32 protein-coding genes are annotated in these 25,750 nt (G+C 71.0%); 14 read left to right on the top strand and 18 right to left on the bottom strand.

Translation table 11 applies throughout. The annotated features are described in order from the left end of the window. Nucleotides 1–207 precede the first annotated feature (207 nt). Nucleotides 208–1,083, top strand: a complete 876-nt coding sequence (locus tag ACQHII_RS40005) for an undecaprenyl-diphosphate phosphatase (RefSeq protein WP_427923824.1) — start codon at nucleotides 208–210, stop codon at nucleotides 1,081–1,083. A gap of 1 nt (nucleotide 1,084) precedes the next feature. Here the strand turns inward: ACQHII_RS40005 and ACQHII_RS40000 are convergent, their stop codons facing one another. Continuing rightward, nucleotides 1,085–1,645, bottom strand: a complete 561-nt coding sequence (locus ACQHII_RS40000; protein ID WP_427923823.1) for a carboxymuconolactone decarboxylase family protein — start codon at nucleotides 1,643–1,645, stop codon at nucleotides 1,085–1,087. A 140-nt stretch (nucleotides 1,646–1,785) separates the two neighbouring features. Here ACQHII_RS40000 and ACQHII_RS39995 point away from each other — a divergent pair, with 140 nt between their 5' ends. Then, nucleotides 1,786–2,073, top strand: a complete 288-nt coding sequence (locus ACQHII_RS39995) for a winged helix-turn-helix transcriptional regulator (protein ID WP_427923822.1) — start codon at nucleotides 1,786–1,788, stop codon at nucleotides 2,071–2,073. Here ACQHII_RS39995 and ACQHII_RS39990 read toward each other — a convergent pair. Then, nucleotides 2,070–2,375 carry a hypothetical protein gene (locus ACQHII_RS39990; RefSeq protein ID WP_427923821.1) on the bottom strand — a complete coding sequence of 102 codons (306 nt, stop codon included), beginning with the start codon at nucleotides 2,373–2,375 and terminating at the stop codon, nucleotides 2,070–2,072. The genes ACQHII_RS39995 and ACQHII_RS39990 overlap by 4 nt on opposite strands. 232 nt (nucleotides 2,376–2,607) lie before the next feature. Here ACQHII_RS39990 and ACQHII_RS39985 point away from each other — a divergent pair, with 232 nt between their 5' ends. Then, the gene (locus ACQHII_RS39985; protein WP_026178900.1) at nucleotides 2,608–2,787 is read left to right on the top strand and encodes a hypothetical protein; all 180 of its coding nucleotides are present in this window, start codon (nucleotides 2,608–2,610) and stop codon (nucleotides 2,785–2,787) included. 34 nt (nucleotides 2,788–2,821) lie between these two features. On the opposite strand, the gene ACQHII_RS39980 is transcribed toward ACQHII_RS39985, so the two are convergent. Next, a complete protein-coding gene (locus tag ACQHII_RS39980; protein WP_427923820.1) occupies nucleotides 2,822–3,562 on the bottom strand; it encodes an SDR family NAD(P)-dependent oxidoreductase in 741 nt (246 codons plus the stop codon). A gap of 160 nt (nucleotides 3,563–3,722) precedes the next feature. Between ACQHII_RS39980 and ACQHII_RS39975 the strand changes: the two genes are divergently transcribed. Both ACQHII_RS39975 and lnt read left to right on the top strand, forming a co-directional pair. Next, the gene (locus ACQHII_RS39975) at nucleotides 3,723–4,214 is read left to right on the top strand and encodes a nuclear transport factor 2 family protein (RefSeq protein ID WP_427923819.1); all 492 of its coding nucleotides are present in this window, start codon (nucleotides 3,723–3,725) and stop codon (nucleotides 4,212–4,214) included. A gap of 97 nt (nucleotides 4,215–4,311) precedes the next feature. Beyond that, complete coding sequence (gene lnt, locus ACQHII_RS39970; RefSeq protein ID WP_427923818.1) at nucleotides 4,312–5,886, top strand: apolipoprotein N-acyltransferase; 1,575 nt, start codon at nucleotides 4,312–4,314, stop codon at nucleotides 5,884–5,886. On the opposite strand, the gene ACQHII_RS39965 is transcribed toward lnt, so the two are convergent. Continuing rightward, nucleotides 5,804–6,715 carry a Gfo/Idh/MocA family protein gene (locus ACQHII_RS39965; protein WP_427923817.1) on the bottom strand — a complete coding sequence of 304 codons (912 nt, stop codon included), beginning with the start codon at nucleotides 6,713–6,715 and terminating at the stop codon, nucleotides 5,804–5,806. The genes lnt and ACQHII_RS39965 overlap by 83 nt on opposite strands. Before the next feature lie 98 nt (nucleotides 6,716–6,813). Here ACQHII_RS39965 and ACQHII_RS39960 point away from each other — a divergent pair, with 98 nt between their 5' ends. Both ACQHII_RS39960 and ACQHII_RS39955 read left to right on the top strand, forming a co-directional pair. Beyond that, a complete protein-coding gene (locus ACQHII_RS39960; RefSeq protein WP_427923816.1) occupies nucleotides 6,814–7,326 on the top strand; it encodes a DinB family protein in 513 nt (170 codons plus the stop codon). 120 nt (nucleotides 7,327–7,446) lie between these two features. Continuing rightward, nucleotides 7,447–7,929, top strand: coding sequence for a hypothetical protein (locus ACQHII_RS39955; protein WP_427923815.1), 483 nt, complete (start codon nucleotides 7,447–7,449; stop codon nucleotides 7,927–7,929). A gap of 43 nt (nucleotides 7,930–7,972) precedes the next feature. Here the strand turns inward: ACQHII_RS39955 and ACQHII_RS39950 are convergent, their stop codons facing one another. From ACQHII_RS39950 to ACQHII_RS39920, 7 genes are all read right to left on the bottom strand, one after another. After that, nucleotides 7,973–8,506: a hypothetical protein gene (locus tag ACQHII_RS39950; protein WP_427923814.1), complete on the bottom strand. Its 534-nt coding sequence runs from the start codon at nucleotides 8,504–8,506 to the stop codon at nucleotides 7,973–7,975. A 102-nt stretch (nucleotides 8,507–8,608) separates the two neighbouring features. Further along, complete coding sequence (gene ung, locus ACQHII_RS39945; protein WP_019071064.1) at nucleotides 8,609–9,292, bottom strand: uracil-DNA glycosylase; 684 nt, start codon at nucleotides 9,290–9,292, stop codon at nucleotides 8,609–8,611. Nucleotides 9,293–9,405: 113 nt separating this feature from the next. Further along, entirely contained in the window at nucleotides 9,406–10,983 is a 1,578-nt protein-coding gene (locus tag ACQHII_RS39940; RefSeq protein ID WP_427923813.1) for an ABC transporter substrate-binding protein, read from the bottom strand. 201 nt (nucleotides 10,984–11,184) lie between these two features. Continuing rightward, entirely contained in the window at nucleotides 11,185–11,946 is a 762-nt protein-coding gene (locus tag ACQHII_RS39935) for an SDR family oxidoreductase (RefSeq protein ID WP_427923812.1), read from the bottom strand. Nucleotides 11,947–11,966: 20 nt separating this feature from the next. Next, nucleotides 11,967–12,728: a 3-oxoacyl-ACP reductase FabG gene (gene fabG, locus ACQHII_RS39930; RefSeq protein ID WP_427923811.1), complete on the bottom strand. Its 762-nt coding sequence runs from the start codon at nucleotides 12,726–12,728 to the stop codon at nucleotides 11,967–11,969. A gap of 142 nt (nucleotides 12,729–12,870) precedes the next feature. Beyond that, on the bottom strand, nucleotides 12,871–13,287 hold the full coding sequence (locus ACQHII_RS39925; protein ID WP_427923810.1) for a DUF3037 domain-containing protein: 417 nt from the start codon (nucleotides 13,285–13,287) through the stop codon (nucleotides 12,871–12,873). Next, nucleotides 13,284–14,039 carry a HipA family kinase gene (locus tag ACQHII_RS39920; protein WP_427923809.1) on the bottom strand — a complete coding sequence of 252 codons (756 nt, stop codon included), beginning with the start codon at nucleotides 14,037–14,039 and terminating at the stop codon, nucleotides 13,284–13,286. The genes ACQHII_RS39925 and ACQHII_RS39920 overlap by 4 nt, the downstream gene beginning before the upstream one ends. 580 nt (nucleotides 14,040–14,619) lie before the next feature. On the opposite strand from ACQHII_RS39920, the gene ACQHII_RS39915 reads away from it, so the two are divergent. Further along, nucleotides 14,620–15,096, top strand: coding sequence for a Rieske (2Fe-2S) protein (locus ACQHII_RS39915; protein ID WP_427923808.1), 477 nt, complete (start codon nucleotides 14,620–14,622; stop codon nucleotides 15,094–15,096). 3 nt (nucleotides 15,097–15,099) lie between these two features. On the opposite strand, the gene ACQHII_RS39910 is transcribed toward ACQHII_RS39915, so the two are convergent. Further along, entirely contained in the window at nucleotides 15,100–15,750 is a 651-nt protein-coding gene (locus ACQHII_RS39910; protein WP_427923807.1) for a cysteine hydrolase, read from the bottom strand. A 149-nt stretch (nucleotides 15,751–15,899) separates the two neighbouring features. Here ACQHII_RS39910 and ACQHII_RS39905 point away from each other — a divergent pair, with 149 nt between their 5' ends. Further along, nucleotides 15,900–16,367 (top strand): pyridoxamine 5'-phosphate oxidase family protein, encoded by a 468-nt coding sequence (locus ACQHII_RS39905; protein WP_427923806.1) that lies wholly within the window; start codon nucleotides 15,900–15,902, stop codon nucleotides 16,365–16,367. A 142-nt stretch (nucleotides 16,368–16,509) separates the two neighbouring features. Here the strand turns inward: ACQHII_RS39905 and ACQHII_RS39900 are convergent, their stop codons facing one another. Together ACQHII_RS39900 and ACQHII_RS39895 are read right to left on the bottom strand one after the other, a co-directional pair. Beyond that, the gene (locus ACQHII_RS39900; protein ID WP_427923805.1) at nucleotides 16,510–17,412 is read right to left on the bottom strand and encodes a LysR family transcriptional regulator; all 903 of its coding nucleotides are present in this window, start codon (nucleotides 17,410–17,412) and stop codon (nucleotides 16,510–16,512) included. 59 nt (nucleotides 17,413–17,471) lie between these two features. After that, entirely contained in the window at nucleotides 17,472–18,803 is a 1,332-nt protein-coding gene (locus ACQHII_RS39895) for an aminotransferase class I/II-fold pyridoxal phosphate-dependent enzyme (protein ID WP_427923804.1), read from the bottom strand. A gap of 65 nt (nucleotides 18,804–18,868) precedes the next feature. Between ACQHII_RS39895 and ACQHII_RS39890 the strand changes: the two genes are divergently transcribed. Continuing rightward, a complete protein-coding gene (locus tag ACQHII_RS39890; RefSeq protein WP_427923803.1) occupies nucleotides 18,869–19,555 on the top strand; it encodes a pyridoxamine 5'-phosphate oxidase family protein in 687 nt (228 codons plus the stop codon). After that, the gene (locus ACQHII_RS39885) at nucleotides 19,555–20,187 is read left to right on the top strand and encodes an FMN-binding negative transcriptional regulator (RefSeq protein ID WP_427923802.1); all 633 of its coding nucleotides are present in this window, start codon (nucleotides 19,555–19,557) and stop codon (nucleotides 20,185–20,187) included. Before ACQHII_RS39890 ends, ACQHII_RS39885 begins: the two co-directional genes overlap by 1 nt. A gap of 6 nt (nucleotides 20,188–20,193) precedes the next feature. Here the strand turns inward: ACQHII_RS39885 and ACQHII_RS39880 are convergent, their stop codons facing one another. The 3 genes from ACQHII_RS39880 to ACQHII_RS39870 all read right to left on the bottom strand — a co-directional run bounded on the left by ACQHII_RS39880 (nucleotide 20,194) and on the right by ACQHII_RS39870 (nucleotide 22,958). After that, the gene (locus tag ACQHII_RS39880) at nucleotides 20,194–21,138 is read right to left on the bottom strand and encodes a DMT family transporter (RefSeq protein WP_427923801.1); all 945 of its coding nucleotides are present in this window, start codon (nucleotides 21,136–21,138) and stop codon (nucleotides 20,194–20,196) included. A gap of 175 nt (nucleotides 21,139–21,313) precedes the next feature. Next, nucleotides 21,314–22,318: an EamA family transporter gene (locus ACQHII_RS39875; protein WP_427923800.1), complete on the bottom strand. Its 1,005-nt coding sequence runs from the start codon at nucleotides 22,316–22,318 to the stop codon at nucleotides 21,314–21,316. An 88-nt stretch (nucleotides 22,319–22,406) separates the two neighbouring features. Continuing rightward, the gene (locus ACQHII_RS39870) at nucleotides 22,407–22,958 is read right to left on the bottom strand and encodes a Clp protease N-terminal domain-containing protein (RefSeq protein WP_427923799.1); all 552 of its coding nucleotides are present in this window, start codon (nucleotides 22,956–22,958) and stop codon (nucleotides 22,407–22,409) included. A gap of 219 nt (nucleotides 22,959–23,177) precedes the next feature. Here ACQHII_RS39870 and ACQHII_RS39865 point away from each other — a divergent pair, with 219 nt between their 5' ends. Together ACQHII_RS39865 and ACQHII_RS39860 are read left to right on the top strand one after the other, a co-directional pair. After that, nucleotides 23,178–23,345, top strand: a complete 168-nt coding sequence (locus ACQHII_RS39865) for a hypothetical protein (protein ID WP_019071081.1) — start codon at nucleotides 23,178–23,180, stop codon at nucleotides 23,343–23,345. 133 nt (nucleotides 23,346–23,478) lie between these two features. Further along, nucleotides 23,479–23,907, top strand: a complete 429-nt coding sequence (locus ACQHII_RS39860) for a type II toxin-antitoxin system Rv0910 family toxin (protein ID WP_427923798.1) — start codon at nucleotides 23,479–23,481, stop codon at nucleotides 23,905–23,907. 105 nt (nucleotides 23,908–24,012) lie between these two features. Here the strand turns inward: ACQHII_RS39860 and ACQHII_RS39855 are convergent, their stop codons facing one another. Further along, on the bottom strand, nucleotides 24,013–24,648 hold the full coding sequence (locus tag ACQHII_RS39855) for a PadR family transcriptional regulator (protein ID WP_427923797.1): 636 nt from the start codon (nucleotides 24,646–24,648) through the stop codon (nucleotides 24,013–24,015). Between the two features lie 126 nt (nucleotides 24,649–24,774). On the opposite strand from ACQHII_RS39855, the gene ACQHII_RS39850 reads away from it, so the two are divergent. Next, the gene (locus ACQHII_RS39850) at nucleotides 24,775–25,665 is read left to right on the top strand and encodes an aminoglycoside phosphotransferase family protein (RefSeq protein ID WP_427923796.1); all 891 of its coding nucleotides are present in this window, start codon (nucleotides 24,775–24,777) and stop codon (nucleotides 25,663–25,665) included. Nucleotides 25,666–25,750: the final 85 nt, after the last annotated feature.

Below are 25,750 nucleotides of genomic sequence, written 5' to 3'. Positions count from 1 at the left end.
AGCGCTTTCCTCCGCTGCAACGTATGCGCCGCCCCCGCGCCTGGTCAACACCACGCACCCCGAGTCGGCGGACCGCCCGCCAAACCCCTGTGTCGGGCCTGTCACACCGGGACGCTACGCTGCCCCTCACACACACTCGATCACCGTGCGCGGCGTTTTGGTGTGTCCTTTGCCCTTCCGCGAGCAGCACTTGGACGCCGTAACTCCATGTCTTGGTTTGAATCCCTCGTCCTCGGACTCGTCCAGGGGCTGACCGAGTTCCTGCCCGTGTCGTCCAGTGCGCATCTCCGGCTGACGGCGGCCTTCTCCGGCTGGAAGGACCCGGGCGCGGCCTTCACCGCGATCACCCAGCTCGGCACGGAGGCGGCGGTGCTGATCTACTTCCGCCAGGATGTCGGGCGGATTCTCGCCGCGTGGTTCCGGTCGCTCACGAACAAGGAGATGCGGCGCGACCACGACGCCCAGATGGGCTGGCTGGTGATCGTCGGCTCCATCCCGATCGGGGTGCTCGGGGTCACGCTCAAGGACCAGATCGAGGGGCCGTTCCGGGATCTGCGGATCACCGCCACCATGCTCATCGTGGTGGGCGTCATCATCGGCGTCGCCGACCGCCTCGCGGCCCGCGACGAGACGGGCGGCCGGCACCGGGCACCCAAGCAGCGCAAGACGCTGGTGGACCTGAACGCCAAGGACGGCCTGCTGTACGGCCTCTGCCAGGCGATGGCGCTGGTCCCCGGAGTCTCCCGCTCGGGCGCGACCATCAGCGGCGGCCTGTTCATGGGCTACACCCGTGAGGCGGCGGCCCGTTACTCCTTCCTCCTCGCCATGCCGGCCGTACTGGCCTCGGGCGCCTTCGAGTTGAAGGACGCGGCCGAGGAGGGACACATCGCGTGGGGGCCGACGATGTTCGCGACGGTGATCGCGTTCGCGGTCGGATACGCGGTCATCGCCTGGTTCATGAAGTTCATCTCGCACAAGAGCTTCATGCCGTTCGTCTGGTATCGCATCGCCCTCGGCATCGTGATCATCGCGCTGGTGACGGCAGGCGTACTGAGCCCGCACGCGGCCGAGTCGGCGGGCTGAACTACCGCCCGGGCAGGGCGAGGGCCCAGGGCTCGGGGGCGATTCCGACGCCGTTGGCGATGTAGGCAATCGTTCGGTACCAGCCGGCCAGTACGAGGAATTCGAGGGCCTCGGGCTCGTCGAGGTGCTCCCGCAGGGCCGACCAGACGGGGTCGCTCAGCCCTGCGTCGGCGTCGAGTTCGTCGACGGCCCGGAGCAGCGCGGACTGCCGCGGCGACCAGGCCGGGTCGTCCGGGGTGCCGGTCGCGGTCAACGTGACCTGCTCCAGGGTGAGTTGGGCGGCTTCGGCGTACGCCGCCATGTGGACGCCCCACTCGTAGGCGCAGCCGGCGCGGGCGCAGACGCGGGCGATCACGAGTTCGCGGTCGCCGGCGGCCAGGCGGCCGTGGACAAGGAGTCCGGAGCCCAACGCCCGCATACGGGAGGCGAGTTCGGGGTGGCGTTCGAGGACCTTGAAGAGCATGAGGGGTTCGCGGGCGGCACCGGGCGGCATCCAGCGACGCAGGGCGCGGTCGGTGTCGGGGGTGTAGGGCGGGGTGACTCCGTCGATGCGCTGTTTCATGTCCACCGACTCTTGCGCTTCTGAAATCGAAGCGCAAGAGTGAGTCGGGAGATCGCCAAGAGTCGGACGAGGAGGCCCCGTTGGAACCGACCCCGCTGCCTGGTCGCCCCGTGCGCGGGTCGGACACCGGGCGTCCGGTCATGGCAGCGCTCGACCTCCTGGGGCGCCGCTGGACGCTCCGCGTGATCTGGGAGCTCCACCGCCACCCCGCCCCGATCGGTTTCCGCGATCTCCAACGCCACTGCGACGCCATGTCCTCCAGCGTCCTCTCCACCCGCCTCACGGAGCTGCGCGACTCGGACATCGCGGAACAGACGCCCGATGGGGCCTGGCAACTCACCCCGCTCGGCACGGACCTGGTGACGGCGATGGCGCCGCTGCTGAACTGGTCGCGGGTGTGGGCCGAGCGGCGAGGGAGCGCCAACTAGTGCAGCTGACCCGGCAGTTCGCCCGCGTGACGTCCGAGTACCTCGACCGCAGCCGCGCTTCGGCGCTCGCCGCGTCCGACGCGTCCCCGGAGTGGGACCCGCCGGATGCCTTCGGTGGACGTCGGCAACTCCGAGAGGAGGCTGTCGAGTCGGATGCGGTCCAGCGCGGCGGCGATGTCGGTGACGGCGGTCGGGGTGAGCAGGCGGGTGGGTCGCCGAAACCGTCGTAGATCTTCTCGTGGTTCAGGAATTTCCGCATCCCCGTCGGGGCCCGTGACGGCGCGGGCGAGCTGCGCGATCACCTGAGGCAGCCCCCGCCTGCGGGTTCGGTGCCGGGTTCGGCGGCGACGTGCGGGGCCACCTGACCGAACACTTCGTCGCCATGCGGGAGTTCTACCGAGCCGCCGCGCGCCACGCGCAGTGCGTCGTCACCTGGGTCGACTGAACGCCCGCGCCGCACCCGTGACCAACCCCATACGGTCTGAGTAGCCGTCCGGTAGCGCAGTGTCAGTCCTTGCCCCTAGGCTGTTGCGCATGTCCCCCGATTCCGTGACCCCTGGTTCCGTGCGGTCTGCTTACGAGGTGAACGAGCAGATCCGGGCTCTCTGGCTGCGCGCGGGCGGATCGCTCTCCACCCAGGAGCGGGAGGAATACGAGCTGTTGGTGGTCGAGTGGGCCGCGGCGATACGCGACGAGGTCATCGAGGCCGCCTGAGCGGGGAGCCTGCCACACCCCATCAACGGCCCCCTCACCGTCCGCCCGACACCCGCAGCACCGTGCCCGTCGTGTACGACGCGTCCGGTGACATCAGCCAGGCGATGGCCGCGGCGATCTCCTCGGGCTGTCCGGGGCGGCGCAGCGGAATCGACGACGACACGCGTTGCGCGCGGTCGGGATCGCCCATTCTCGCGTGGATCTCGGTGTCGACGATGCCGGGCGCTACCGCGTTGACGCGGATGCCGTCGGGGCCGAGTTCCTTGGCGAGGCCCATGGTGAGGGTGTCGACAGCGGCCTTCGTCGCGGCGTAGTGGACGTAGTCCCCCGGGCTGCCGAGCGTGGCGGCGGACGACGAGACGTTCACGATCACGCCGTTGCCCCGGGCCGTCATGGTCTGCGCGGCGCGGCGTGAACACAGCAGTGTGCCCAGCAGGTTGACCTCGACGACCTGACGCAGGTCGGCGGTGTCGATATCCGCGAGCCGGCCGAAGGGTCCGGTCACCCCGGCGTTGTTCACCAGCCCGGTGACCGGCCCGAGTTGTCGCTCCGCGGAGGTGAACAGCCGCTCCACGTCCGCCTCCACGGACGTGTCCGCGCCGACGCACACGGCCCGGACTCCGGACTGCCTTGCCCTGTCCGCCACTTGCTCGGCCGCCTTCGCGTCCCGGAGGTATCCCACGACCACGTCGTGCCCGTCCTCGGCGAGCCGCAGACAGGTCGCGGCGCCGATGCCCCGGCTGCCTCCGGTGACGACCGTGACGAGACGCTTCACGCGTACCTCCCTCCGGGCTTCCCTCCAGGCTTTCCCAGGAGGGAGAAGCCGACCGCGCCCGCCCTCGAAAGCGCACGCCTGTCCGAACACCACCGAATGTTCCCCACGTTGTCCCCCCGTACCCCTTGGCTCGGCACACGGAGTGACCAACACTTGGCCGATGACGCAGCGTGTGGAACTGGCGATCGTGATGGACCGGCTGGCCGTGGACGAAGTGATCACCGAGTACGCGGTGGCCGTGGACGACGGCGACTGGGAGGCGTACCGGAAACTGTTCGCGCCGAACGGACGGGCCGACTACCGGTCCGCCGGAGGCATCGAGGGGAACGCGGAGGACATCGCCGGGTGGCTCGCCGAGAGCATGCGGCTGTTCCCGATGCGGCAGCATCTGATCGTGAACCGGCGCATCCGTTTCGGCGCCCTGGACCAGAACACCGACGACACCGCGCGCGTTCAGGCCGACTACGTGAATCCGATGCGCTTCGCCAAGGAGGACGCCGACGACACCTCCACCGCGCCCGACTTCGTGTGCGGCGGGCGCTATCGGTTCGGGCTGTTGCGCACCTACGACGGCTGGCGGCTGACCGAGGTCGTCGTGGCGGAGAAGTGGCGGCGTCTTCCCGAACGGCGCCCGGAGGCCGTGATCAACTGAGTCGATGGGGTCGATCGAGGTGACTGGCGCGACGTCCTCTGTGCGAGATCGTCCGGGGCGCACACACTGGAGCGATCAGCGGGTAGGGAGGTGCCGTATGAAGACCTTCGGCGACTGGCTCGCCTCCCCATGGCGGCGTTCGCTGCTCGCCGCGCTCGCGGGCGCGCTGCCTGTGTTCGCGTTCCCGGCGCCGTCGTGGTGGTGGTTCGCCTACGTCGCGCTGGTCCCCTGGATCCTGCTGACCCGCTCGGCACCGACCCCGCGGCGGGCGGTCTACGACGGCTGGTGCGGCGGGCTCGGGTTCATGCTGGCCGTGCACAGCTGGCTGGTGCCGAGCCTGAGCGTGTTCATCGTGGTCATCGCGGGGCTGCTGGGCGCGCTGTGGGCGCCGTGGGGCTGGCTGGTGCGCCGCTTCCTCGGTGGCGTGCCGACGCCCCGGCGCGGGGCCGCCGCGCTGCTGGTCCTGCCCTCGGGCTGGCTGATGGTCGAACTGGTGCGGTCCTGGCAGGGGTTGGGCGGCCCCTGGGGTCTGCTCGGCTCCACCCAGTGGCAGGTGGAACCGGCGTTGAGGCTCGCCTCGGTCGGCGGGGTGTGGCTGCTGAGCTTCCTGGTGGTGGCCGTCAATGTGGCTGTCGCCGTGCTGGTCGCGGTCCGTGAGGTGCGGGTGCCGGCCGTCGCCGGGCTCGTCGCCACCGCCGCGGTGACCTCGGCGGCCTGGGTGTGGTCGCCGCGCCCCGACGTCGACGGCCGGGTGCGGATCGCCGTCGTACAGCCCGGGATCATCGACGGCGACGACAGCGGCGACCGGCGCTTCGACCGCGAGGAGCAGCTGACCCGCCAACTCGCCGGGCAGCACGTCGACCTGATCGCCTGGGGCGAGAGCAGCGTCGGCTTCGACCTCGGCAAGCGGCCCGATCTCGCCCGCCGTATCGCCGCCCTCTCCAAGGAGACCGGCGCCGACATCCTGGTCAACGTGGACGCCGAGCGCTCCGACAAGCCCGGCATCTACAAGAGTTCGGTCCTGGTCGGCCCGAAGGGGCTCACCGGAGACCGCTACGACAAGATGCGGCTGGTCCCCTTCGGGGAGTACATCCCGTTCCGCTCACTGCTCGGCTGGGCCACCTCCGTCGGCAAGGCGGCGGGCGTCGACCGCAGGCACGGCACCGAGCAGGTCGTGATGAACGTGGGGCACGGGCTGCGCATCGGCCCGCTGATCTGCTTCGAGACCGCGTTCCCCGACATGAGCCGCCATCTCGCCCAGGACGGCGCCGACGTCCTCCTCGCCCAGTCGTCGACGTCCTCGTTCCAGAGCAGCTGGGCCCCCGAACAACACGCCACGCTGGGCGCCCTGCGCGCCGCCGAGACCGGCCGCCCGATGGTCCACGCCACCCTGACCGGCGTCTCCGCCGTCTACGGCCCGAGCGGCGAACGCATCGGCCCCTGGCTCGGCACGGACTCGGACACGACTCAGGTCTACGACGTCCCGCTCGCGCACGGCATCACGCCATACGTCCGCTACGGCGCCTGGCCGGTGGGCCTGGCACTGCTGGTGCTGGCGGCGATGTGCGCCGGTGAGGGCGCGACGGCGTTCAGGCTGCGGCGGACCGCTCCGCGACCGCTCGCACCACCCGCTCGCACAGTTCATGAGTCGCCAGCGCGTCCCGGGCACTGAGCACCTTCCCGGCCCGTACAGCGTCCAGGAAGGCGAGCACGGCCTGCTCGATGCCGCGCTGCCGGGCCACCGGGACCCAGTCCCCGCGGCGCCGTACCGTCGGCTGGCCCTTGTGGTCGACGACCTCTGCGAGGTTGACGACCTGGCGCTTGGTGTCCTGGCCCGAGACCTCCAGGATCTCCTCCACCGAGCCGCTGAGCCGGTTCATCACCCCGAGCGCGGTGAAGCCGTCGCCGGAGAGCTGGAGCACGAGGTGGTGGAGCAGTCCGTCCCGGGTGCGGGCGCGCACGGTCACGTCGTCGACCGGCCCGGGCACCAGGAACCGCAGGGTGTCCACGATGTGGATGAAGTCGTCCAGGATCATCGCGCGCGGCTCCTCCGGGAGCCCGATGCGGTTCTTCTGCATGAGGATCAGCTCGCGCGGATGGTCGGCGCACTGCGCGTACCCGGGGGCGTAGCGGCGGTTGAAGCCGACCGCGAGCGACACGTTCCGCTCCTCCGCGAGCCGCACCAGCCGCTCGGAGTCGGCGAGTTGGTAGGCGAGGGGCTTGTCGACGTACGTCGGTACGCCCGCCGCCAGCAGTGTGGTGACGATCTCGGGGTGCGCGGTGGTGGGCGCGTGCACGAACGCGGCGTCGAGGTCCTGCGCGAGGAGCGCGTCGAGGTCCGTGTGGCGCCGGTCCGCCGACAGGTGGAGGGCGTCGGCGACGCGGGTGAGGGTGGCGGGGGTGCGGGTCTGAAGATGCAGTTCGACGCCGGGCAGGGCGCCGAGTACCGGCAGGTAGGCCTTCTGCGCGATGTCACCGAGTCCGATGCAGCCGACCTTCACGGAGCCTCCCTGGCACTCGCCCAGCGGTACGTTCCCGGAAGCATACGGCGGGGCGATATCCGGTGGTGCGGGCGGACCGGGCGCGCGAGGATGCGGGCATGACGATCGAGCGCAGTGAACCTTCGACCACCGCCGACGAACGCACCATGCTGGACGGCTGGCTCAACTACCACCGCGAGACCTTGGCCCTGAAGTGCGAGGGCCTGACCGACGAACAGTTGAGGACCACCGCCGTGGAGCCGTCCGAGCTGTCGCTCATGGGGCTGGTGCGGCACATGGCGGAGGTGGAGCGGGGCTGGTACCGCAAGGTCATGGCGGACGAGCAGGCGGACCCGATCTACTTCACCGAAGAGGACCCGGACGGCGATTTCCACACCGCCGGGACGGACACCTGGGCGGAGGCCCACGCGACCTGGCGGGCCGAGATCGAGGCGGCGAACGTGATCGCGGCCCGGTTCACCCTGGACGACCTCTCCCTGGGCAAACACCGGCGCACCGGCGAGCGCTTCAACCTGCGCTGGATCCACACCCACATGATCGAGGAGTACGCGCGCCACAACGGCCACGCCGATCTGCTCCGGGAGCGGATCGACGGCAGCACCGGCGACTGACGTCACGTCGTCACCCGGGGCGGGCCCGGGCCGTCCGTAAGGGGGCGGAGATCACCCGTGTGGGGCATCATCCGCCCGTCCGCCGCCCCAAACCGGGCCGGAACCAGCAGAGTTGCGCGGGTGCATCGAACGACGACCACCGCAACGCTCCTGGTCACCGTGGCTGTCTCGGCCCTGTCCGGCTGTGTGACCGTCCAGCGGCCACCGGCTCCCGCTCCCCCGGCCGCACCGTCCCAAGCGTCGGTGCCGCGCCCGGACGGCAGCGCGGAGCCACAGGTCGTACAGGCCCCGGCCCGGGAGGCGCTCGAACTCATCGACCCCTCGCACCGTCCGAAACCGGCCACGCATCCGCCGCACCGCGCACCGGCTGCGCCCCCGCGGGCGGCACAGGCACCGGTACCGGTCCCCCGCGCGCACCCGCATCCGCGCCCCCACCCTCATCCGAAGCCGCAGCACCCCCGGCAGCCGGGCGCGGACATCCCGGACGTGGTCAGGTCGGTGCCCAAGAGCCAGTCGGACGTGTGCGCCCTGGGCAGGAAGTACGGCGGCTGGAAGTCGGACAGCCCGCAGTCGATCATCTGCGGCAAGACGTACGGGCGTTGAGGCGTAAGGGCGATGAGACGGCCGGGAGCAGGTCGGCCGGGCTCTAGGGCCGCTGTCTCGGCGGCCCCCAGTTCCCTTCCCCGGCCGCACCGCCCTCTGTGTCGAGCCGCAGCTCCAGTCGGCCGATCGCGGCCCGCACCCCGTTGCCGTAGCCGTCGTCGGCGAGGACCGTGGAGGCGGCGCGGGCGCGGCGGAGGTGGGTGCGGGCGGCGTCCGGGCGGTCGAGCTTGATGTAGTCGGCGGCGAGGTTGAGATGCAGGGAGGGGTAGAAGCCGCGCACCGCGCCCGCCCCCTCCTGGCCGGTGTCCCCCGTATCCCGCCCGTCCGTCAGCTCGTCCGCCGCCGACAACGCCCGGAGATCCCAGGCGAGTTCGTCGCTCGGGTCGTCCTGGGTGTCGGCCAGGTAGTGGGCCAGCGTGCAGCGGTGCAGCGGGTCGCCGTCCTCACCGAGCTCCGTCCACAGGCCGAGCAGCCGCTCCCTGGCCTCCTCGCGGTCGCCGCCGTGGTGCAGCATGACGACCTGTCCGATCCGCGTCAGCAGGGCGTCCGGCGCCGCCTGTTCCTGTCGCTCCGTCACAGCGTCCTCCGCACCTTGTCAGCCACCGTCAGCCGTCCCTGTCGACGCTAACCGGCGCCACTGACAATCCCCGTCAGGCGGCCCCGGACCGGCCCGGCGGGCTCAGCCCAGGTTCGGGATGCGCCAGTCGATCGCCGTGTGGCCCTGCTTGGCGACGGCCTCGTCGATCTGGGTGAACGGGCGGGAGCCGAAGAACTTCTTGGCGGACAGCGGGGAAGGGTGCGCGCCCTTGACCACCACGTGCCGCTCCTCGTCGATGAGGGGGAGCTTCTTCTGCGCGTAGTTCCCCCACAGGACGAAGACCGCGGGGTCGGGGCGGTCGGCCACCGCGCGGATCACCGCGTCGGTGAACTTCTCCCAGCCCTTGCCCTTGTGCGAGTTGGCCTCGCCTGAGCGGACCGTGAGCACCGCGTTGAGCAGCAGGACGCCCTGCTGGGCCCACGGCATCAGATAGCCGTTGTCCGGGATCGGGAGGTCGAGCTCCTCCTTCATCTCCTTGTAGATGTTCCGCAGGGAGGGCGGGGTCTTCACTCCGGGGCGGACGGAGAAGCACAGGCCGTGTCCCTGGCCCTCGCCGTGGTACGGGTCCTGACCGAGGACCAGCACCTTCACCTGGTCGTACGGCGTCGCCTCCAGGGCGGCGAAGACCTCCTCGCGCGGAGGGTAGACCGGACCCTTCGCCCGCTCCTCCTCGACGAACTCGGTCAGCTCCTTGAAGTAGGGCTGCTGAAGCTCGTCGCCCAGGACTCCGCGCCAGGACTCGGGGAGCATGGAGATGTCGGTCACGTCAACTTCCTTACCGTGTGCGGCGACTGCGATGCGGAGCGACCGCGCGGTGCGGTCGTCTCCATGTCCCAGAACCTACAGGCGACCACTGACAACCGGTGCCGCGATCCGGTTCACCAGCTCGTCTTGCGGTACAGCTGCCACATCATCATGATCGTCGACGGGTCGAGGGCCTGTTCCCCGCCGGAGATGTCGTCGCTGGCGGCCACGTACTGCCGGCCCTGCCACAGCGGCAGCAGCCGGGTGTCGTCCACCAGGATCTGCTGGGCCTCCTCGAACTCCTTGACCACGTCGGCCCGGTCGGTCTCCTTGCGGGACTCGGGCAGCAGTACGTCGGTGATCTTCGGCGAGGGGTAGGGCGTGCCGAGCGCGTTCTGCTGCCCCACGAAGGGCGCGATGAAGTTCTCGGCGTCGGGGAAGTCCGGGAACCAGCCGCGCCCGAACACCGGGTACTCGCCCTTCTGGTAGCCCGTCACATACGTCTTCCAGGGGCGGCTCTTCAGGGTGATGGTGAAGAGCCCCGAGGCGTCGAGCTGCCGCTTGAGTTCCTTGAACTCCAGGGCGGTCTCGGAGCCGTAGCGGTCGCTGGTGTACCAGAGGGTGAGCGGGACGCGTTCGGTGATGCCCGCGCGGGTGAGGATTGTCCGTGCCTTGGGGACGCTGGGGTCCCCGAAGTCGTCGAAGAAGGCGGTGGTGTGGCCGGTGAGGCCCTTCGGGACCATGGAGTAGAGGGGGTCCACGGTGTCGCGGTAGATCTTGTGGGTGATCGCCCCGCGGTCGACGACCTGGGCGACGGCCTTGCGGACGGCCGGGTTCTTGGCCCACTGGTCCTTTGGATTGAACACCAGGTAGTTGATGTCGGTGCCGGCGCCGTCGACCAGTTGCAGGTCCTTGGAGGGGCTGCCCTGGAGGGTGACGATGTCGTCGGCGGCGAGGCCTCGGTAGGTGACGTCGATCTTCTTGTCCCGCAGCGCTTTCACCATGGCGCCGGAGTCCTGGAAGTAGCGGATCGTCACCGCGCTGTTCTCGCGCTTGGCGAAGCCCTTGTAGCGGTCGTTGCGGACGAGTTGGGCCTCCTTGCCGTCGTCGTACGACTTCAGGGTGTACGGCCCGGAGCCGAAGACCTTGCCGTCCTTGCGCAGGGAGTGAGCGGGGTAGTCGTGGGGGTCGACGATCGACATGGCCGGGGTGGCGAGGACGAACGGGAAGGTGGCGTCGGGCTTGTTGAGGTGGAAGAGGATCTCGCGCTCGCCGGTCGTCTGGACGCGGTCGAGGCTGCCCAGCAGTCCTGCGGGTCCGCCGGCGACGTCGATCTGTCTGATGCGGTCGATGGAGTGCTTGACGGCCTGGGCGTCGAGGGTGTCCCCGTCGGCGAACTTCATGCCCGCGCGCAGTTCGCAGCGGTACGTCGTGTTCGAACGGTCCGTGAAACCACAGCTCTTGGCGGCGTCCGGCTCGGGGGTGGTCGCGCCGGTCGGGTAGGCGAGGAGCGTCTGGTAGATGTTGCGGAACAGCTCCCACGAGCCGTCCCAGGAGGCGGCCGGGTCGAGCGTGCTGGGGGCGCTGGTGGTGCCGACGACGATGGGTCCCCCGCCGTCCGGATTTCCGTCCGAGAACACCCCGCATCCGGCCACCAGGGATATCGACGTCATCGCCGCGGCTCTCCGCAGGCCTCGGTTCCGGTTGAACACGCGCACGCTCCTCGATCCGCCATACCAAGGGTCGGCAGACCATACCGCAGCGCCCCGGCCGGTTGAGCAAGGTTCGGACGGGGCGCTTGATCAGCGGTTTTATGACGACGTTGTCAGTCCGCTGTGCGCGTTTTCGTACCTCGACACGGGCGCCGGTTCCGTAAAGGGAACAGCAAAGAAACCGGCACCCGGGTCGTCGGGTCAGGCCACTCCGGCGTTCAGGAGGATGCCGCCGTCGACGACGAGGGTCTGGCCGGTGATCCAGTCGGACTGGTCCGACGTCAGGAACGCGGCGGCGCCGCCGATGTCGGACGGGACACCGAGCCGGGCCAGCGGGTAGGAGGCGGCGGCCTCCGCCTCACGGCCCTCGTACAGGGCGGCGGCGAACTTGGTCTTCACCACTGCCGGGGCGATGGAGTTGACCCGTACGCCGGGCGCGAACTCGTGCGCCAGCTGGAGCGTCAGGTTGACCATCGCGGCCTTGCTGACGCCGTACGCGCCGATGAACGGCGAGGCGGAGATCCCGGCGAGGGAGGCGATGTTGACGATGGCGCCGCCGTTGTCCTTCTGCCAGGCGTGCCAGGTCTTCTGGGCGAAGCCGAGCGCGGAGATGACGTTGGTCTCGAAGACCTTGCGGGCGACGTTCAGGTCGAGGTCGGCGATCGGGCCGAACACCGGGTTCGTGCCGGCGTTGTTGACCAGGTGGTCGACGCGGCCGAAGGCCTCCATCGTGCGCTCGACGACGGCGGCCTGGTGGGCCTCGTCGTGGGCCTTGCCGGCCACGCCGATGACGCGGTCGGCGCCGAGCGTCTCGACGGCCTCCTTGAGGGCGTCCTCGTTGCGGCCGGTGATGCAGACCCGGTCGCCGCGGGCGAGCAGCGCCTCGGCGACGCCGTAGCCGATGCCGCGGCTGGCGCCGGTGATGATGGCGACCTTGCCGGAGAGTTCAGGCAGTTCAGTCATTTCGCGTGTTCCCGTGTTCCCTAGTTGAGCGGTCCGCCGGCGACGTACAGGACCTGGCCGGAGACGAAGCCGGCCGCCTCGTTCGTGAAGAAGGCGACGGCGTTGGCGATGTCGTCGGGCTCGCCGACGCGCTGCACCGGGATCTGGGTGGCGGCGGCGGCCTTGAAGTCCTCGAAGCCCATGCCGACGCGGGCGGCGGTCGCGGCGGTCATGTCGGTGGCGATGAAGCCGGGGGCGACGGCGTTGGCCGTGATGCCGAACTTGCCGAGCTCGATGGCGAGGGTCTTGGTGAAGCCCTGGAGGCCGGCCTTGGCGGCGGAGTAGTTGGCCTGGCCGCGGTTGCCGAGGGCGGAGGACGAGGAGAGGTTGACGATCCGGCCGAAGCCCGCGTCGACCATGTGCTTCTGGACGGCCTTGGTCATCAGGAACGAGCCGCGCAGGTGCACGTTCAGGACGGTGTCCCAGTCGGAGACGCTCATCTTGAAGAGCAGGTTGTCGCGGAGCACGCCCGCGTTGTTGACGAGGATCGTCGGCGCGCCCAGCTCCGCGACGATCCGTGCGACGGCGGCCTCGACCTGCGTCTCGTCGGAGACGTCAGCGCCGACCGCGAGGGCCTTGCCGCCGGCCGCGGTGATCTTCTCCACGGTGTCCTTGCAGGCGGCCTCGTCGAGGTCGATCACGGCGACCGCACGGCCCTCGGCCGCGAGGCGTACGGCGGTGGCGGCGCCGATGCCCCGCGCCCCGCCGGTGACAATCGCGACCCGCTGCTCAGTGGTGGACATTGCTGGCTCTCCTCGCCCTTGAGAATCTCTCGCCCTGGAAATCTGCGGCCCGCCGGTGAGCGACCGCTTAGTACCTTCGGCAGACGTGACGCTAGAAGCCCTGGCACTCGGTGTCAACGCCACATGAGCCGGGTGTGATTCATTACCTCACCAGCAGGTCGAGCAGGCGCTCCGTCTCGGCCGCCGGATCGACGGTGAGACCGGTGTGCACGGGCCCGGGCTGCACGACGGTGGACCGGGGCGCGATCAGCCAGCGGAACCGCCGCCCGGCGTCGTCCAGCGCCGCCTGACCGGCCGCGTCACCGCCCGCGCACACCCCTTCCACGGCACCGAGCGCGGCCCGGATCCCGGCCACATCGGCCTCCGGGTCGAGGGCGAGCAGTCTCGCCTCGTCCAGATGGGTGCGGGCGCCGACGTAGGACCGGGCTCGGCAGTAGACGAGGACTCCGGCGTTGATGCACTCGCCGCGTTCCACCCGCGGTACGACGCGCAGCAGGGCGTACTCGAAGACGTCCCGTTCGTTGGCCTCGCTGGGCCGGATGATGTGGCGCTCGGTCACTGGAGTCCCTTGATGCGCTCGTGGATGAAGGGCACGCGCGCGAGGAGGGGTGCCGCGTACGCCTCACGGAGGAGGTCCGGGGTGTCGAAGCCGGGTTCGCCGGTCAGCCAGGCGTCGGGGATCTCGGCGGTGACCTCGGCGAGGAGGGCGTCGGTGACCTGCGGTGCGAGGTCCCCGGCGGCGGCCGCGAGGTCGGGCGCGAAGCGGGCGAGGGCGTGGTCGGCGGCGTCGTAGGGACGGGCCGCCGATGCCTCCGCTCCGGGCCAGTTGTGGTGCCAGATCATGGTGGCGCCGTGGTCGATGAGCCACAGGTCGCCGTGACACATCAGCAGGTTGGGGTTGCGCCAGGACCGGTCGACGTTGTTGACGAGCGCGTCGAACCAGACGATACGGCCCGCCTCCTCGGCGCTCACCGTGAAGGCCAGCGGGTCGAAGCCGAGCGCGCCGGAGAGGAAGTCCATGCCGAGGTTGGCGCCGCCGCTGGACCTCAGCAACTCCTGTACCTGCTGGTCGGGTTCGCCGAGCCCGAGCACCGGGTCGAGGTCGAGCGTCACCAGCCGCGGCACCCGGAAGCCCAGCCGCCGGGCCAGCTCCCCCACGACGACCTCGGCGACGAGCGTCTTGCGGCCCTGCCCGGCGCCGCTGAACTTCATGACGTACGGCGCGAAGTCGTCGCCCTCGACGAGCCCCGGCAGCGAGCCGCCCTCCCGCAGAGGCGTGATGTAGCGGGTCGCGATGACTTCCTTGAGCACTTCCGAGACTCCCTGGCCTTGCCGTCCACAACCGCTTCGGACGCGCCTTTGGCACGGAGTCGGCATTCTATGAGGAGTGGGAGGCGCCCGCTCTCACCAGGGCCGGGACAGCCGACACCACCTTCTTCCCCGCTCAGGTCATCGGCGGTGCGCGCCGCAGCGGAGGGCTCGCTCCACGGTGGCGGCCATGGCCTGCCGGCCCTGGGCGTTGGGGTGGGCGGGCGCGGTCGGGGCCGCGGCGACCAGGGGCTCGATCCAGCGCTCGCCGGCCGGTCGGTGCCGCCGATGGTCAGGGTGACCACGTCGGTGTCCGCGCCGAGGGCGTCCGGCTGGGGTGCCTTCGTGCCCTGGGGGCCGGCCAGGGCCGTCGTGGTACACGCGTGCACCAAGGAGGTTCACTCGCGTCTTCACCGGGCGCGTGTTCAGGCCTTATGCAGGGCCGACAGCGAAACGACAGCGAGGTTTTACGCCTGCCTGATCTCGATAAGGCCAAGCTCTCGACACCGTCTGAACGACGGTCATCCGTATCCCGTACCCCTTTGCAGACCCACAAATGCTTTCTTCTGGAAGGAACGTCAGCATGACCAGCGATTCGATCGAACCCGTTACGACGCCCTCCCGTCGCACCGCGTTGGCGGCGGTCGGCGCGGCGGGACTCGCCGTCGCGCTGACCGCGTGCTCGTCGAGCGACGACTCCTCGTCGGACTCCTCGGACACCTCGGGCTCCACCACCACCGCCGGCGCGTCCACGGCCCAGGGCGACGCCGGCGGCACCGAACTGGCGAAGACCACCGACATCCCCGAGGGCGGCGGCAAGATCTTCGCCAGCCAGGGCGTGGTGGTCACCCAGCCGACGGCGGGCACCTACAAGGCGTTCTCGTCGAAGTGCACCCACCAGGGCTGCGCCGTGACCACGATCACCAACGGCGTCATCGGCTGCCCGTGCCACAAGAGCGAGTTCTCCATCACCGACGGCAGCGTGAAGCAGGGTCCCGCGACCCAGGCGCTGCCCGCCGAGCAGATCACCGTGACCGGGGACTCCATCACGCTGGCGTGACGGTCAGCGTCGATCGGCCCTGCGCGGTCGTTTCAGACAGCCCAGCACCTCGTCCGTGGTCGCGACCGTAGCGACCAATGCGAGGGTGTTGCGGACCATCGCGGGGGTGTACTCCGAGGGCACCCCCGCGATGGCGTCCTTCGGTACGACGACGGTGTAGCCGCGGTTGACTGCGTCGAACACCGCGTTGGGGATCGCCACATTGGCCGAGACCCCGGTGACGATCAGTGTGCGGCAGCCCAAGTTCCGTAGCAGCGCGTCGACTTCGGTGCCCTGGATCGGTGACAGACCGTGCAGCCGTCGTACGACGAAGTCCTCCTCGGCGACCTCGATCGGGGGTGCCACGCGGACCGCCGCGGTGCCCGAGAGCTGCTGGACGGGCAGGCGTTCGGCGGCGCGGAACAGGCGGGCGTTGTGGTTGGCGCCCCGGCCGTCCGGGCGGCGTTCGGCGAGCGCGTGGATCACCTGGACCCCGCTCTCGTGCGCGGCGGCGACCAGCCGGGCGACATTGGCGAGCGCGCCCGACGACCTTGCGGCGAGGGCGAGTTCGGGCAGCGCGCTGTCCGGGCCGACCACCCCTTGTTGACATTCGACGGTGAGCAGGGCAGTGCTCACCGTGTCGAGGATCTCACCGAGTTGTGCGTGCGACGGCATGGCGCTCCCTTGTCGTCGGCGGCCGGGGCGGGTGACAGTAACGAGCATCGCGTGCGTACGGAAGACGAGCGGCGCTCATCCGGCTACGTTTCCTGACGCACCGTCAGAAGCGGCTGCCCGCCGCTCGCGCCGTAGCCGAAGGGGATCGCATGACCGCCACTCAGCGTCGAGGCCGGAAGATCATGATGACGCCCGAGGAACTGGACGGGTTCCTCGCCGCCGAGCGGACCTGCCGCGTCGCGACCGTCTCCGCCGACGGGGCCCCGCACGTCAGCCCGCTCTGGTTCGCCTGGGACGGCACCTCGCTCTGGCTGTACTCGATCACCCGCAGCAAGCGCTGGGCCGACCTGCGCCGCGACCAGCGCGTCGCCGTGGTCGTCGACGGCGGGCACGCTTACGACGAGCTGCGCGGCGTCGAGCTGTCCGGGACCGTCGAGTTCGTGGGCGAGTCCCCGCGCACGGGCGAGCCGAATCCCGAACTCGTCGCGGTGGAGAAGCTGTTCGCGCAGAAGAACTTCGGCTTGGACGCGATGCCGTACGACGGCCGGCACGCGTGGATCCGGCTGACGCCGGACACGGTCGCGTCCTGGGACTTCCGCAAGTTGGCGGCGCTGTAGGGGAGATCGCCGGGCTGGGCACACGTCGGCGACTCTCCGCGCGGATTGGCCTCGCCACGCGCACACCGGCCGCCCTGACGGCGAGCCGCCCCTGCTGCCCGCAAGTCGGCGGCCCTGCCCGCGAGTTGCCTCGGGCGGGCCGTCAGACCACCGTCTCGGCGGCAGCCCGCAGCGCCTCGACCGCCGCGCGGATGGAGGGGCGGCGGTCGGCGTCAGCGCGCCAGACGACGTAGACATGGCGGCTCACCCGCTGCTTCAGCGGGACGGTGACGACTCCGGCGGGCATCGGGCTGCGGCCCAGCAGGGGTGCGATGCAGACACCCAACCCGGCGGCCACCAGGCCCAGTTGGGTGTGCGTCTCGGCGGCGCGGTGGCCGATGATCGGCTCGATGCCCCGGGAGCGCAGGGTGAACATCAGCCACTCGTGGCAGAACTCGCCCTCGGCCCAGGTGATCCACTCGTCCTCGGCGAACTCCCCGAGGTCCACCTCGTCGCGGCCCGCCAGCGGATGCCCGGCCGGCATCGCCACATCGGCGGGGTCGTCCAGGATCGGCGCCTTGACCAGGCCGTCGGGCAGCGGCATCGGCTTGTTGTACCAGTCGAGGACGACGGCGAGGTCGAGATCGCCGCGCACGACGCCCGCGATCCCGCTCTCCGGCTCCAGTTCGGTGGAGCGGACGCGCAGCGCGGAGTGCTGGGCGCGCAATGCGGCGAGCGCGGCGGGGAAGAGACCGCGCGCGGCGGTCGGGAACGCGGAGAGCCTCAACTCGCCCACGACCTGCCCCCGTTGGGCCTCCAGGTCGGCCTGGGCCAGCTCCACCTGGGACAGGATCCGGCCCGCGTGTTCGGCGAGCAGCCGACCCGCGTCGGTGAGCCGCACCCCCCGCCCGTTCTTGGCGAGGAGCTGCTGCCCCACCTCCCGCTCCAGTTTGGACATCTGCTGCGACACGGCCGAGGTCGTCACATGCAGCCCCTCGGCGGCACCGCTGACCGACCCGTGCCGGGCCAGGGCGTCCAGGGTGCGCAGCCGCTCCAGGTTCAACATGTAAGCGATCCTACGAGGTAACCGAAGTCATATCCGGCTCGCGCTACAAGGTCACGTCCTCACGCGTAACCGCGCATCGGCGTCCGGCCGCAGGCCGAGGCGATCGCCTCGGCCAGCCGCCCTGTCTCGTCGGCGGCCAAGGTCGAGACGGTGATCCGGATGCCGGGCGGTGCGCTCATCCGGAAGCGGGCGCCGGGAGCGACGGCCCAGCCCGCATGCAGGAGGCGGGCGACCGCGCCGGTCTCGTCCGGCACCGGGATCCACACGTTGAGGCCGCTGCGGCCGTACGCCGTGACCCCGTGGTCGGCGAGCGCGGCGATCAGCGCGTCCCTGCGGCGGCCGTAGGCGGCGGCCACCGCAGGGGTGTCCACCGCGCCGTCCGCCCACAGCCGGGCCACGGCACGCTGGGTGATCCGGCTGACCCAGCCAGGGCCCAGGCGCTGGCGGCCACGGACCCGGTCGAGGGTGACGGTGTCCCCGGTGAGCACGGCGAGGCGCAGATCGGGGCCGTAGGCCTTCGCGACCGAGCGGACGAAGGCCCAGTGGCGGGTGGCGCCGGCCAGCGGGTGCAGGGGCTGGTCGACGATGCCATGGCCATGGTCGTCCTCGATCAGCAGGACCTCCGGGTGGTCGCGGAGCACGGAACGCAGGGCACGCGCGCGCGTGGCGCCCACCACGGCTCCGGTGGGGTTCTGCGCCCGGTCGGTGACGATCAGGGCCCGTGCGCCGGACTCCAGCGCGGCGCGCACGTCGTCGGGGCGCGGCCCGTCGTCGTCGACGCGGACGGGGGTGACACGCAGCCCGAGCGCCGGTACGAGGTCGAGCAGGCTGCCCCATCCGGGGTCCTCGACGGCGACGGTGTCACCGGGCTTCAGATGGGCGGCGAGGACGCGCTCGATGGCGTCCAGCGATCCGGAGGCGACGGCCACGGGGCCGGCCGGCACGCCGTCCGCGTCCAGCGCGGTCCGCGCGATGCGCGCCAGCTCCGGTTCGACCGGGTCGTCGCCGTACATGACCGGTTCGCGGTCGGAGAGCTCGGCGGCGTAGGCGAACGCCCCGGCGAGGGAGGGCAGCAGAGCGGGATCCGGGTTGCCGTGCGACACCCCGCGCACCCCCTCCGGCACATCCACACGGATGTGCTCCCGCCCGGTCGTGGCTGGCTTCGGCCGCACCCGACTGCCGCGCCGCCCGGCTGTCTCGATCACCCCGCGCTCCCGCAGGGTCCGGTACGCGGCCGCGACCGTATTGGGATTCACCCCCAGCTCTACGGCCAACTCCCGCATCGGCGGCAGCAGTTGGCCCGGCTCCAGCTCACCCGAGCCGACCGCGCGCTCGACGTCGGCAGCAATGTCTGCTGCGCGCCGCCCTTCGATCCGGTATTCTCCTAGCACAAAACCAACTATGCACTAGTGCAATACGCATCGCAACTCGAACACCGATGAACACGGAGAACGTCATGCAGGGGACCGCCTCGCAGCCGATACCGCAGCCCGCCGCGTACACGCCGACCGACCTGACCGTCCCCACGCGTTCCGCGGACCGGGCGTCGTACGACAAGGAGTTGGTGCACGCGATACTCGACACGGCCTACGTCTGCCACCTCGGCTTCGTGCGCGACGGCCGGCCTGTCGTACTGCCGACGCTGTTCGGGCGGGTCGGCGAGCGGCTGTACGTGCACGGTTCGACGGGTGCGCGCCCGCTGCGGATGACGGGGAAGGCCGACCCGGGGCTCCCGGTGTGCCTGACGGTGACCCACGTGGACGGTCTGGTGCTGGCCCGTTCCGCCTTCCACCACTCGATCAACTACCGCTCCGTGGTGGTGCACGGCATCGCCCACCAGGTGACGGACCCCGAGGAGAAGCGGACGGCGCTGGACGCGCTGGTCGACCATGTCGTGCCCGGCCGCTCCGCGGACTCCCGGCCCGGCGACAAGAAGGAACTCGCCGCCACCATGGTGATCCGCCTCGACCTCGACGAGGTCTCCGCCAAGCTCCGCACCGGTGGCGCGAACGACGAGCCCGAAGACCTGGACCTCCCCCACTGGGCCGGCGTCCTCCCGCTGAACACCGGCTACGGCGCCCCGCTGCCGAACGACGACCTGTCCCCCGGCATCGAACTCCCCGGCTACCTGGCGGAGTTGTGATGCTGATCCACCCCTGGGACGCGCCCCAGGACGACAGCGAATGGCAACATTGGCTCGCCGCCCACGACTTCGGCCAGCTCGCCGTCAACGGCCCACCAGGAGAACCCCCGTTCGTCCAACCCCTCCACTTCGCCTACGACGCCGAGCGCGGCGAGGCGGTCACCCACCTGGCCCGCCCCAACCCCCTGTGGCCAGCGCTGGAGTTGAATCCCCAGGTGGTGCTGAGCGTCGTCGACGACTACGTGTTCATCCCCGGCCCCTGGCAGGCGGACCCGGACGTCCCACCGGAACACGGCGTCCCGACCAGCTTCTACGCGGCCGTCCAACTCCGCTGCACCGCCCACCTCGTGGACGACCCGACCGAGAAGGCTGCCCTCCTCAACCGCCAGGTCGCCCACTTCCAGCCGGAGGGCGGCACCGCACCGGTCGCCCCCGGCGAACCACCGAACGGCCGCCTGCTGTCCGGCATCCGCGCCCTCCGCCTCGAAGTCACCGGCGTACGCGCCAAGTTCAAGTACGCGGGCAAGCGGTCGGCGGAGGTCCAGGACCGTATCGCGGCCGGGCTGGTGGGGCGGGATGGGGTAAGGGACGAGGTGGCTCGTGGGCATGTGCTGCGGCGGCGGAACGTCTGAGGGGCGTCACCCGAGGGCCTGCTCGTCTGTCGTCGCCGTGCGCATCTCCGTCAGCGCGAGGCCCGCGACCGAGCCGAGCATCAGCAGCGTGCCGACCAGTGTCGTGGGCGTCAGCCGTTCACCGAGCAGGAGGACCGCGAGGCCGGCCGCGCTCACCGGCTCCAGGAGCATGATCACGGAAACGGTGGCGGAGCGTACGACGGCCGCGGCCATGAAGTAGAGGGCGTAGGCGAGAGCTGTCGGGACCGTCGCGATGTAGCCGAGCAGCCACAGGACCCGGACCGGCTGGGCGGTGTGCGGTACCAGCCCCTCGGCCAGGGCGAACGGCAGGACGCACAGGCTGGTGACCGCGAAGGTCCAGACGGCCGTCTCGGACGCGTCGGTCCCGCCGCCGCGTCCCCATCGCCGGGTCAGCAGGGTCATGGCCGAGCCGCCGGCCGCCGAGACGAGAGCGAGCAGGACACCCGACGGACGTACGGTCGCCGCCGGGCCGAGCGACAGGACGGCGAGCCCCGAGAGCGCCCCGCCCACGGCGATCGTGCCCCCGGCGCCGAGTCGTTCGCCGAGGGTCAGCCGTGCCCCCAGGGCCACCAGCACGGGTCCGGCGCCGAGCGTGACGACGGTCGCCACGGCGAGTCCGGTGTCCGCGACGGCCGCGAAGTAGGCGGTCTGGAAGACGGCCAGTCCGAGGCCGGTCGTGACGGTCCGCAGGGCCTTGCGGCGGAGCGGCTCGGCGGCAGCTGGGCGGGCCCTCGGGCGGCCGAGGAGACGGACGACGAGCAACAGCACGAATCCGGCGGCGCAGCGCCAGAAGGACAGGGCGAGCGGTCCGAGGTCACTGGCCCGGTAGACCAGGGAGGCAGCGGCGCCCGCGGTCCCCCAGGCGACCCCGGCCACCATCAGACAGAGCAGGCCTCGCCGGACGGGCAGGCCAGGAACAGCATTCGACACGAGTGGTCTCCGCAGAAGTGCAGAAGTGCGACGAGGAGCCCCTGTCGGCGGGGTCCATGGACTTCTTCTGCGGGCAGCACCGTTCCGCCCGGCGGTGCCGGGCGTGGATTCCGGAGGCCCGCCTCAGGCGGCCGGAGGCGGAAGAACGAGCGCGTTCCGATGCATGATCGGCAGCCTAGGCGGCCGTTTCCCGGCGGGACAACTCCCTTTCGGGGCCGCCGGTCGCGACCGGTTCCTCCGAGCCCTTCGTGGGGGCCGAGGACTGGGCGATGAACGCGCCGAGCAGGACGACCGCTCCGCCGATGATCTGCGGGGCGGAGAGGTGTTCGCCGAGGAGGATCCAGGCCAGGACCGTCGCGATGACCGCTTCGAGGCAGGCTACGACGCCTGCGACCTGGGGGGAGAGGCGGCGGACGGAGACGACTCCGGTGACGTAGGCCAGGACCGTGGCGATCAGGACGATCCAGGCGAGGAGGAGGGCGGCCGGGACGGGGTTGCCGTTCATGTGGGCGTCGCCCTTGAGGACGGACCAGTGCATGGTCCAGGGGCGGGCCACCGCGGTGAGGACGAGGGCGCCGACGAGCAGGCCGTAGGCGATCACGCCGAGCGGGTCGGGTGCCTCGGTGCCCGCGTCACTGCCCTGGTCGGAGAGGACGAAGTAGCCCACCTGGCAGCAGGCCGCGGCGAGCGCGAGCAGCAGGCCGACGGCGTCGAAGCTCAGGCCCGACCACACCTCGACGACGGAGGCGAGGCCGCCGGCCGCGAGAACCACGCCGAGCGCGGCGGCGCGGGTGACCGGACGCCGCTGCACGAAGCGGACCCAGCCGAGGACGAGGGCGGGCGCGAGGTACTCGACGAGCAGGGCGACGCCGACGGGTATGCGGGAGATCGCGGCGAAGTAGCAGGCCTGGACGCCGGCGACGGCGAGCAGTCCGAAGCCGAGGAGCAGTGCGGGGCGTTGGCGGACGAGCGCGCGGTGGCGCACGGCGAGCGGCAGCATCACCAGGGCGGCGCCGGCCACCCGCAGCCACACCACGTGCAGCGGGTCGAGGCCCGCCTCGATCAGCGGTTTGGCCGCGACTCCGGATCCCCCGAAGGCGAGCGCGGACCCGAGCGCCAGACCCAGCCCGACACCCTTCGCACCACCGGCGGCACTGCTCTCAGACGTATGCACGGCCACATGATGACAGGGGATGACATGAGCGTCATCCCCGTTGACACCTGTCTCAGCGCGTGGACGCCCTCCGCGCGGTCGGCGACCGGCTCGGTCAGCAGCCCGGCTCGCCGCCCGCGGCGTACTCCCCCGGCCGGCTCGCGATCCACACCAGCACCTCGGGGGACTCGATGCCCGCGCGGTGGAGGACCTCGACGGCGCGGGCCTCGGGGTCCGCGACCAGCGCGGCGAGGAGGTCGATGCCGCCCGCCAGGTCGCCGCCGCGGAGTTCGGCGCGCTCGCAGGCATACTCCAGGGCGCCCGCGGCCAGCGGGGACCAGCCCTCCGCCGCCGGGATCACGGGGATCGCGCCGGAGTCCTCGACGCTGCCCTGCCAGCGCAGGCCGTAGCCGATGCTGCGCTGCACCAGGTAGCCGAGCAGCCGGGCGATCTGGGGGCCGTCGCCGAAGACGGCACGCGCCTCGGGGTCCGACTCCAGGAGGCTGTGCAGCAGGTGGGCCGTGTCGATCTGCCGGTCCCCGTCCCGCAGGGCCCGGCGGCGGGCACCCGCCACCACCGCTGCCAGCTCTGCACTGAGCCTGGCATCGCTGTCCGCGCGGTGAATGCCCTGCTCGCGGTTCGACTGCCTGGGAATACGGGGTTGCACACTCTTACCCCATCAGTCCCCCGCATTGAGGGCATCCCCGGAGGGAAGCATTTCGGCCTCCCACACAGAGTGGACCCGGGGCGACGAGATCTCCTCCTTACGGATGAGATCACGCGCCTCACCCCCGAGAGGCGCGCGCCGCCTTGCCGCGCGCCCCTTGCGCAACCGCTCCGCACCGGGCGTACGTCTTTCGCGAACGTGGAGAGCAGGTGCTGGCTGGTGGCGCTGCCGGCGGTCGACGGCAGGCAGTACGTGTACCGGGTCTACGCCCCGGAGGACGCACTGCCCGCCGACCTGTTCTGGGACGCGTGGCACTGCCACGACGAGAGCGCCCACCCGCGCGCGTGGGATCTCTTCGACGCTGCGGTGATACGGCGCGTGGGCTGAGGCGGAGTGCCCGATGCGGGTGCCGTGGACACTTCCTGACGGTTCATCAGTATTGAATGTTGCGCGCCCTGCGGCTACGTTCCGCGACACCGTAGCCCGACAGCACCGTAGCCCGACAGGAAGAGGTGGTCGTATGGCCGAAATCAGCGCGGAGGCACGCATCGAGGCCCCGGCCGAGAAGGTGTGGACGCAGCTCACGGACTGGTCCGCGTACGGCGAGTGGAACACGACCCACACCAACTTCCCCAAGGGCGGCCCCGAGACCCTCGAAGCGGGCGCGACCTTCCAGGAGAACATGAAGCTGATGGGCTTCCCGGCGGAGGTCGAGTGGACCGTCGAGGAGGTGGAGGCGGCCCGGGTGCTGGCCATCCGCGGCAAGGGTCCGATGGCCGTGAACGTCGCCACGCGCTACACGCTCACGCCCGACGGCGACGCCACGACGGTCCGTATCGACGGTGAGTTCACGGGTGCGGCGGTGACGTTGATGGCGGGCAAACTGAAGGACTCGGGGACGGCCGCCCTGAAGGAATCGCTGCGCAAACTGGGCGGGCTGGTGGCCTGAGGAAGGCGCCGGGGCACCGCAGGAACGGGAACGCGCACAGGGAAGGCGCCCCACGGAACTCCCGTGGGGCGCCTTGACCTGCTGCCCTTTCCGACCCCGAGGACATCAGTCCTCGTCGGCCAGGATCAGGTACAGCTTCTTGCGGGCGTCGTTGATGACGGTCAGCGCCTTCTCGCGCTGCTCCTTGCTGCCGGTCTTCCAGACCTGGCCGAAGGCCTCCATCAGACCGAAGCCGGCCTGGCGGATCTCACTCAGGGCCTCCCAGTCGACACCTCGGGAAGCCTCTTCCCAGGGCGCGTCCGGACCTTCCTCGGCCGTGGTGCGGCCGGCATCGGTGAGCGAGAAGAGCTTCTTGCCGCCCTCCGTCGCGCTGGCGATCAGGCCCTCGTCCTCCAGCAGCTGCAGGGTGGGGTAGACCGAGCCGGGGCTCGGCTTCCACGCGCCGCCGCTGCGCTCGGCGATCTCCTGGATCATCTCGTAGCCGTGCATCGGCCGGTCCTTGAGCAGGGCGAGGATCGACGCGCGTACGTCGCCGCGCCGTGCCCTGCCTCGCGGGCCGCCGCGCCCTCGTCCACCCCAGGGGCCGGGACCGAAGCCCGGTCCGAAGCCGGGGCCACCGGGACCACCCGGGCCACCCGGCCCGAAGGGTCCGAAAGCCGCGCGCCGCCCGTCGGGGCCGCCCCGGCCGCGCCGGGGGTGGCCTTCCTGTCCATGTCCACGCTCGTATCCGTGGGTACGCATCGCAATCACTCCATTCCATCGTTGATCTGTCGCGATGCGTCAACGATATATCGGAACTGTTCGGATGACAACCCCCCGGAAAATCTCGGTTGATCCGGCCCCCGACGCATGGATAACTGAACGACCATGCATGCCGACCAAGTTGACGTGACCGGCGAAATCGTCGCGGCCCTGATCCAGGAGCAGTTCCCCCAGTGGAGCGGCCGGGCGATCCGGCCCCTGTCGTCGACGGGGACGGTCCACGCCGTCTTCCGTATCGGGGACGACCTCTCCGCGCGGTTCCCGCTGCGGTCGGCCGATGCCGGCGAGGTGCTGGCGTTGCTGGAACGGGAGGCCCGGGCGAGCGCGGAGCTGGCACAGGTGTCCCGCTTCCGCGTCCCTGAACCCGTCGCCCTGGGCAAGCCCGGAGCGGGTTACCCCATGCCGTGGTCCGTCCAGACCTGGCTGCCGGGAACCATCGCCCTCGACGCCGACCCCAGCGGCTCCGACGCCTTCGCCGAGGACCTCGCGGCCTTCATCGCATCGATGCGGGACGCCGAGACACGGGGTCGGGTCTTCGACGGCGACAACCGCGGCGGCGTCCTCACCCACCACGACGACTGGATGGCGCAGTGCTTCGAGGAGAGCGAGGGGCTGCTGGACGTACCCCGGCTGCGGCAACTGTGGGACCGCTATCGGGAGTTGCCGCGCACGAGCGCCGACGCGATGAGCCACGGTGACCTGATCCCCGGCAACGTACTGGTCGCGGGAGACCGCCTCAGCGGCGTCCTGGACACCGGCGGCTTCGGACCGGCGGACCCCGCACTGGACCTGGTCAGCGCCTGGCACCTGCTGCGGCCGGGCCCGCGGGACGTACTCCGGCGGGCCCTGGCCTGCGACGACCTGGAATGGGAGCGCGGCAAGGCATGGGCGTTCGAACAGGCGATGGGGCTCGTCTGGTACTACGCCGAGAGCAATCCGGCGATGAGCAGGATGGGGCGCCGGACACTCGACCGGATTCTCGAGTCGACACAGTGATGCGGGCCCGATAGCCCGGCTGGAAGCCGTCCGAGGCCGAATGCGGACGGAGGACGGCGGAGGAGACCGCGGCGGGAGTCTTCGG

This window comes from Streptomyces sp. cg40 (assembly GCF_050320165.1).
GTDB lineage: Bacteria > Actinomycetota > Actinomycetes > Streptomycetales > Streptomycetaceae > Streptomyces > Streptomyces hokutonensis.
This window is presented reverse-complemented; position numbering and strand designations above follow the sequence as displayed.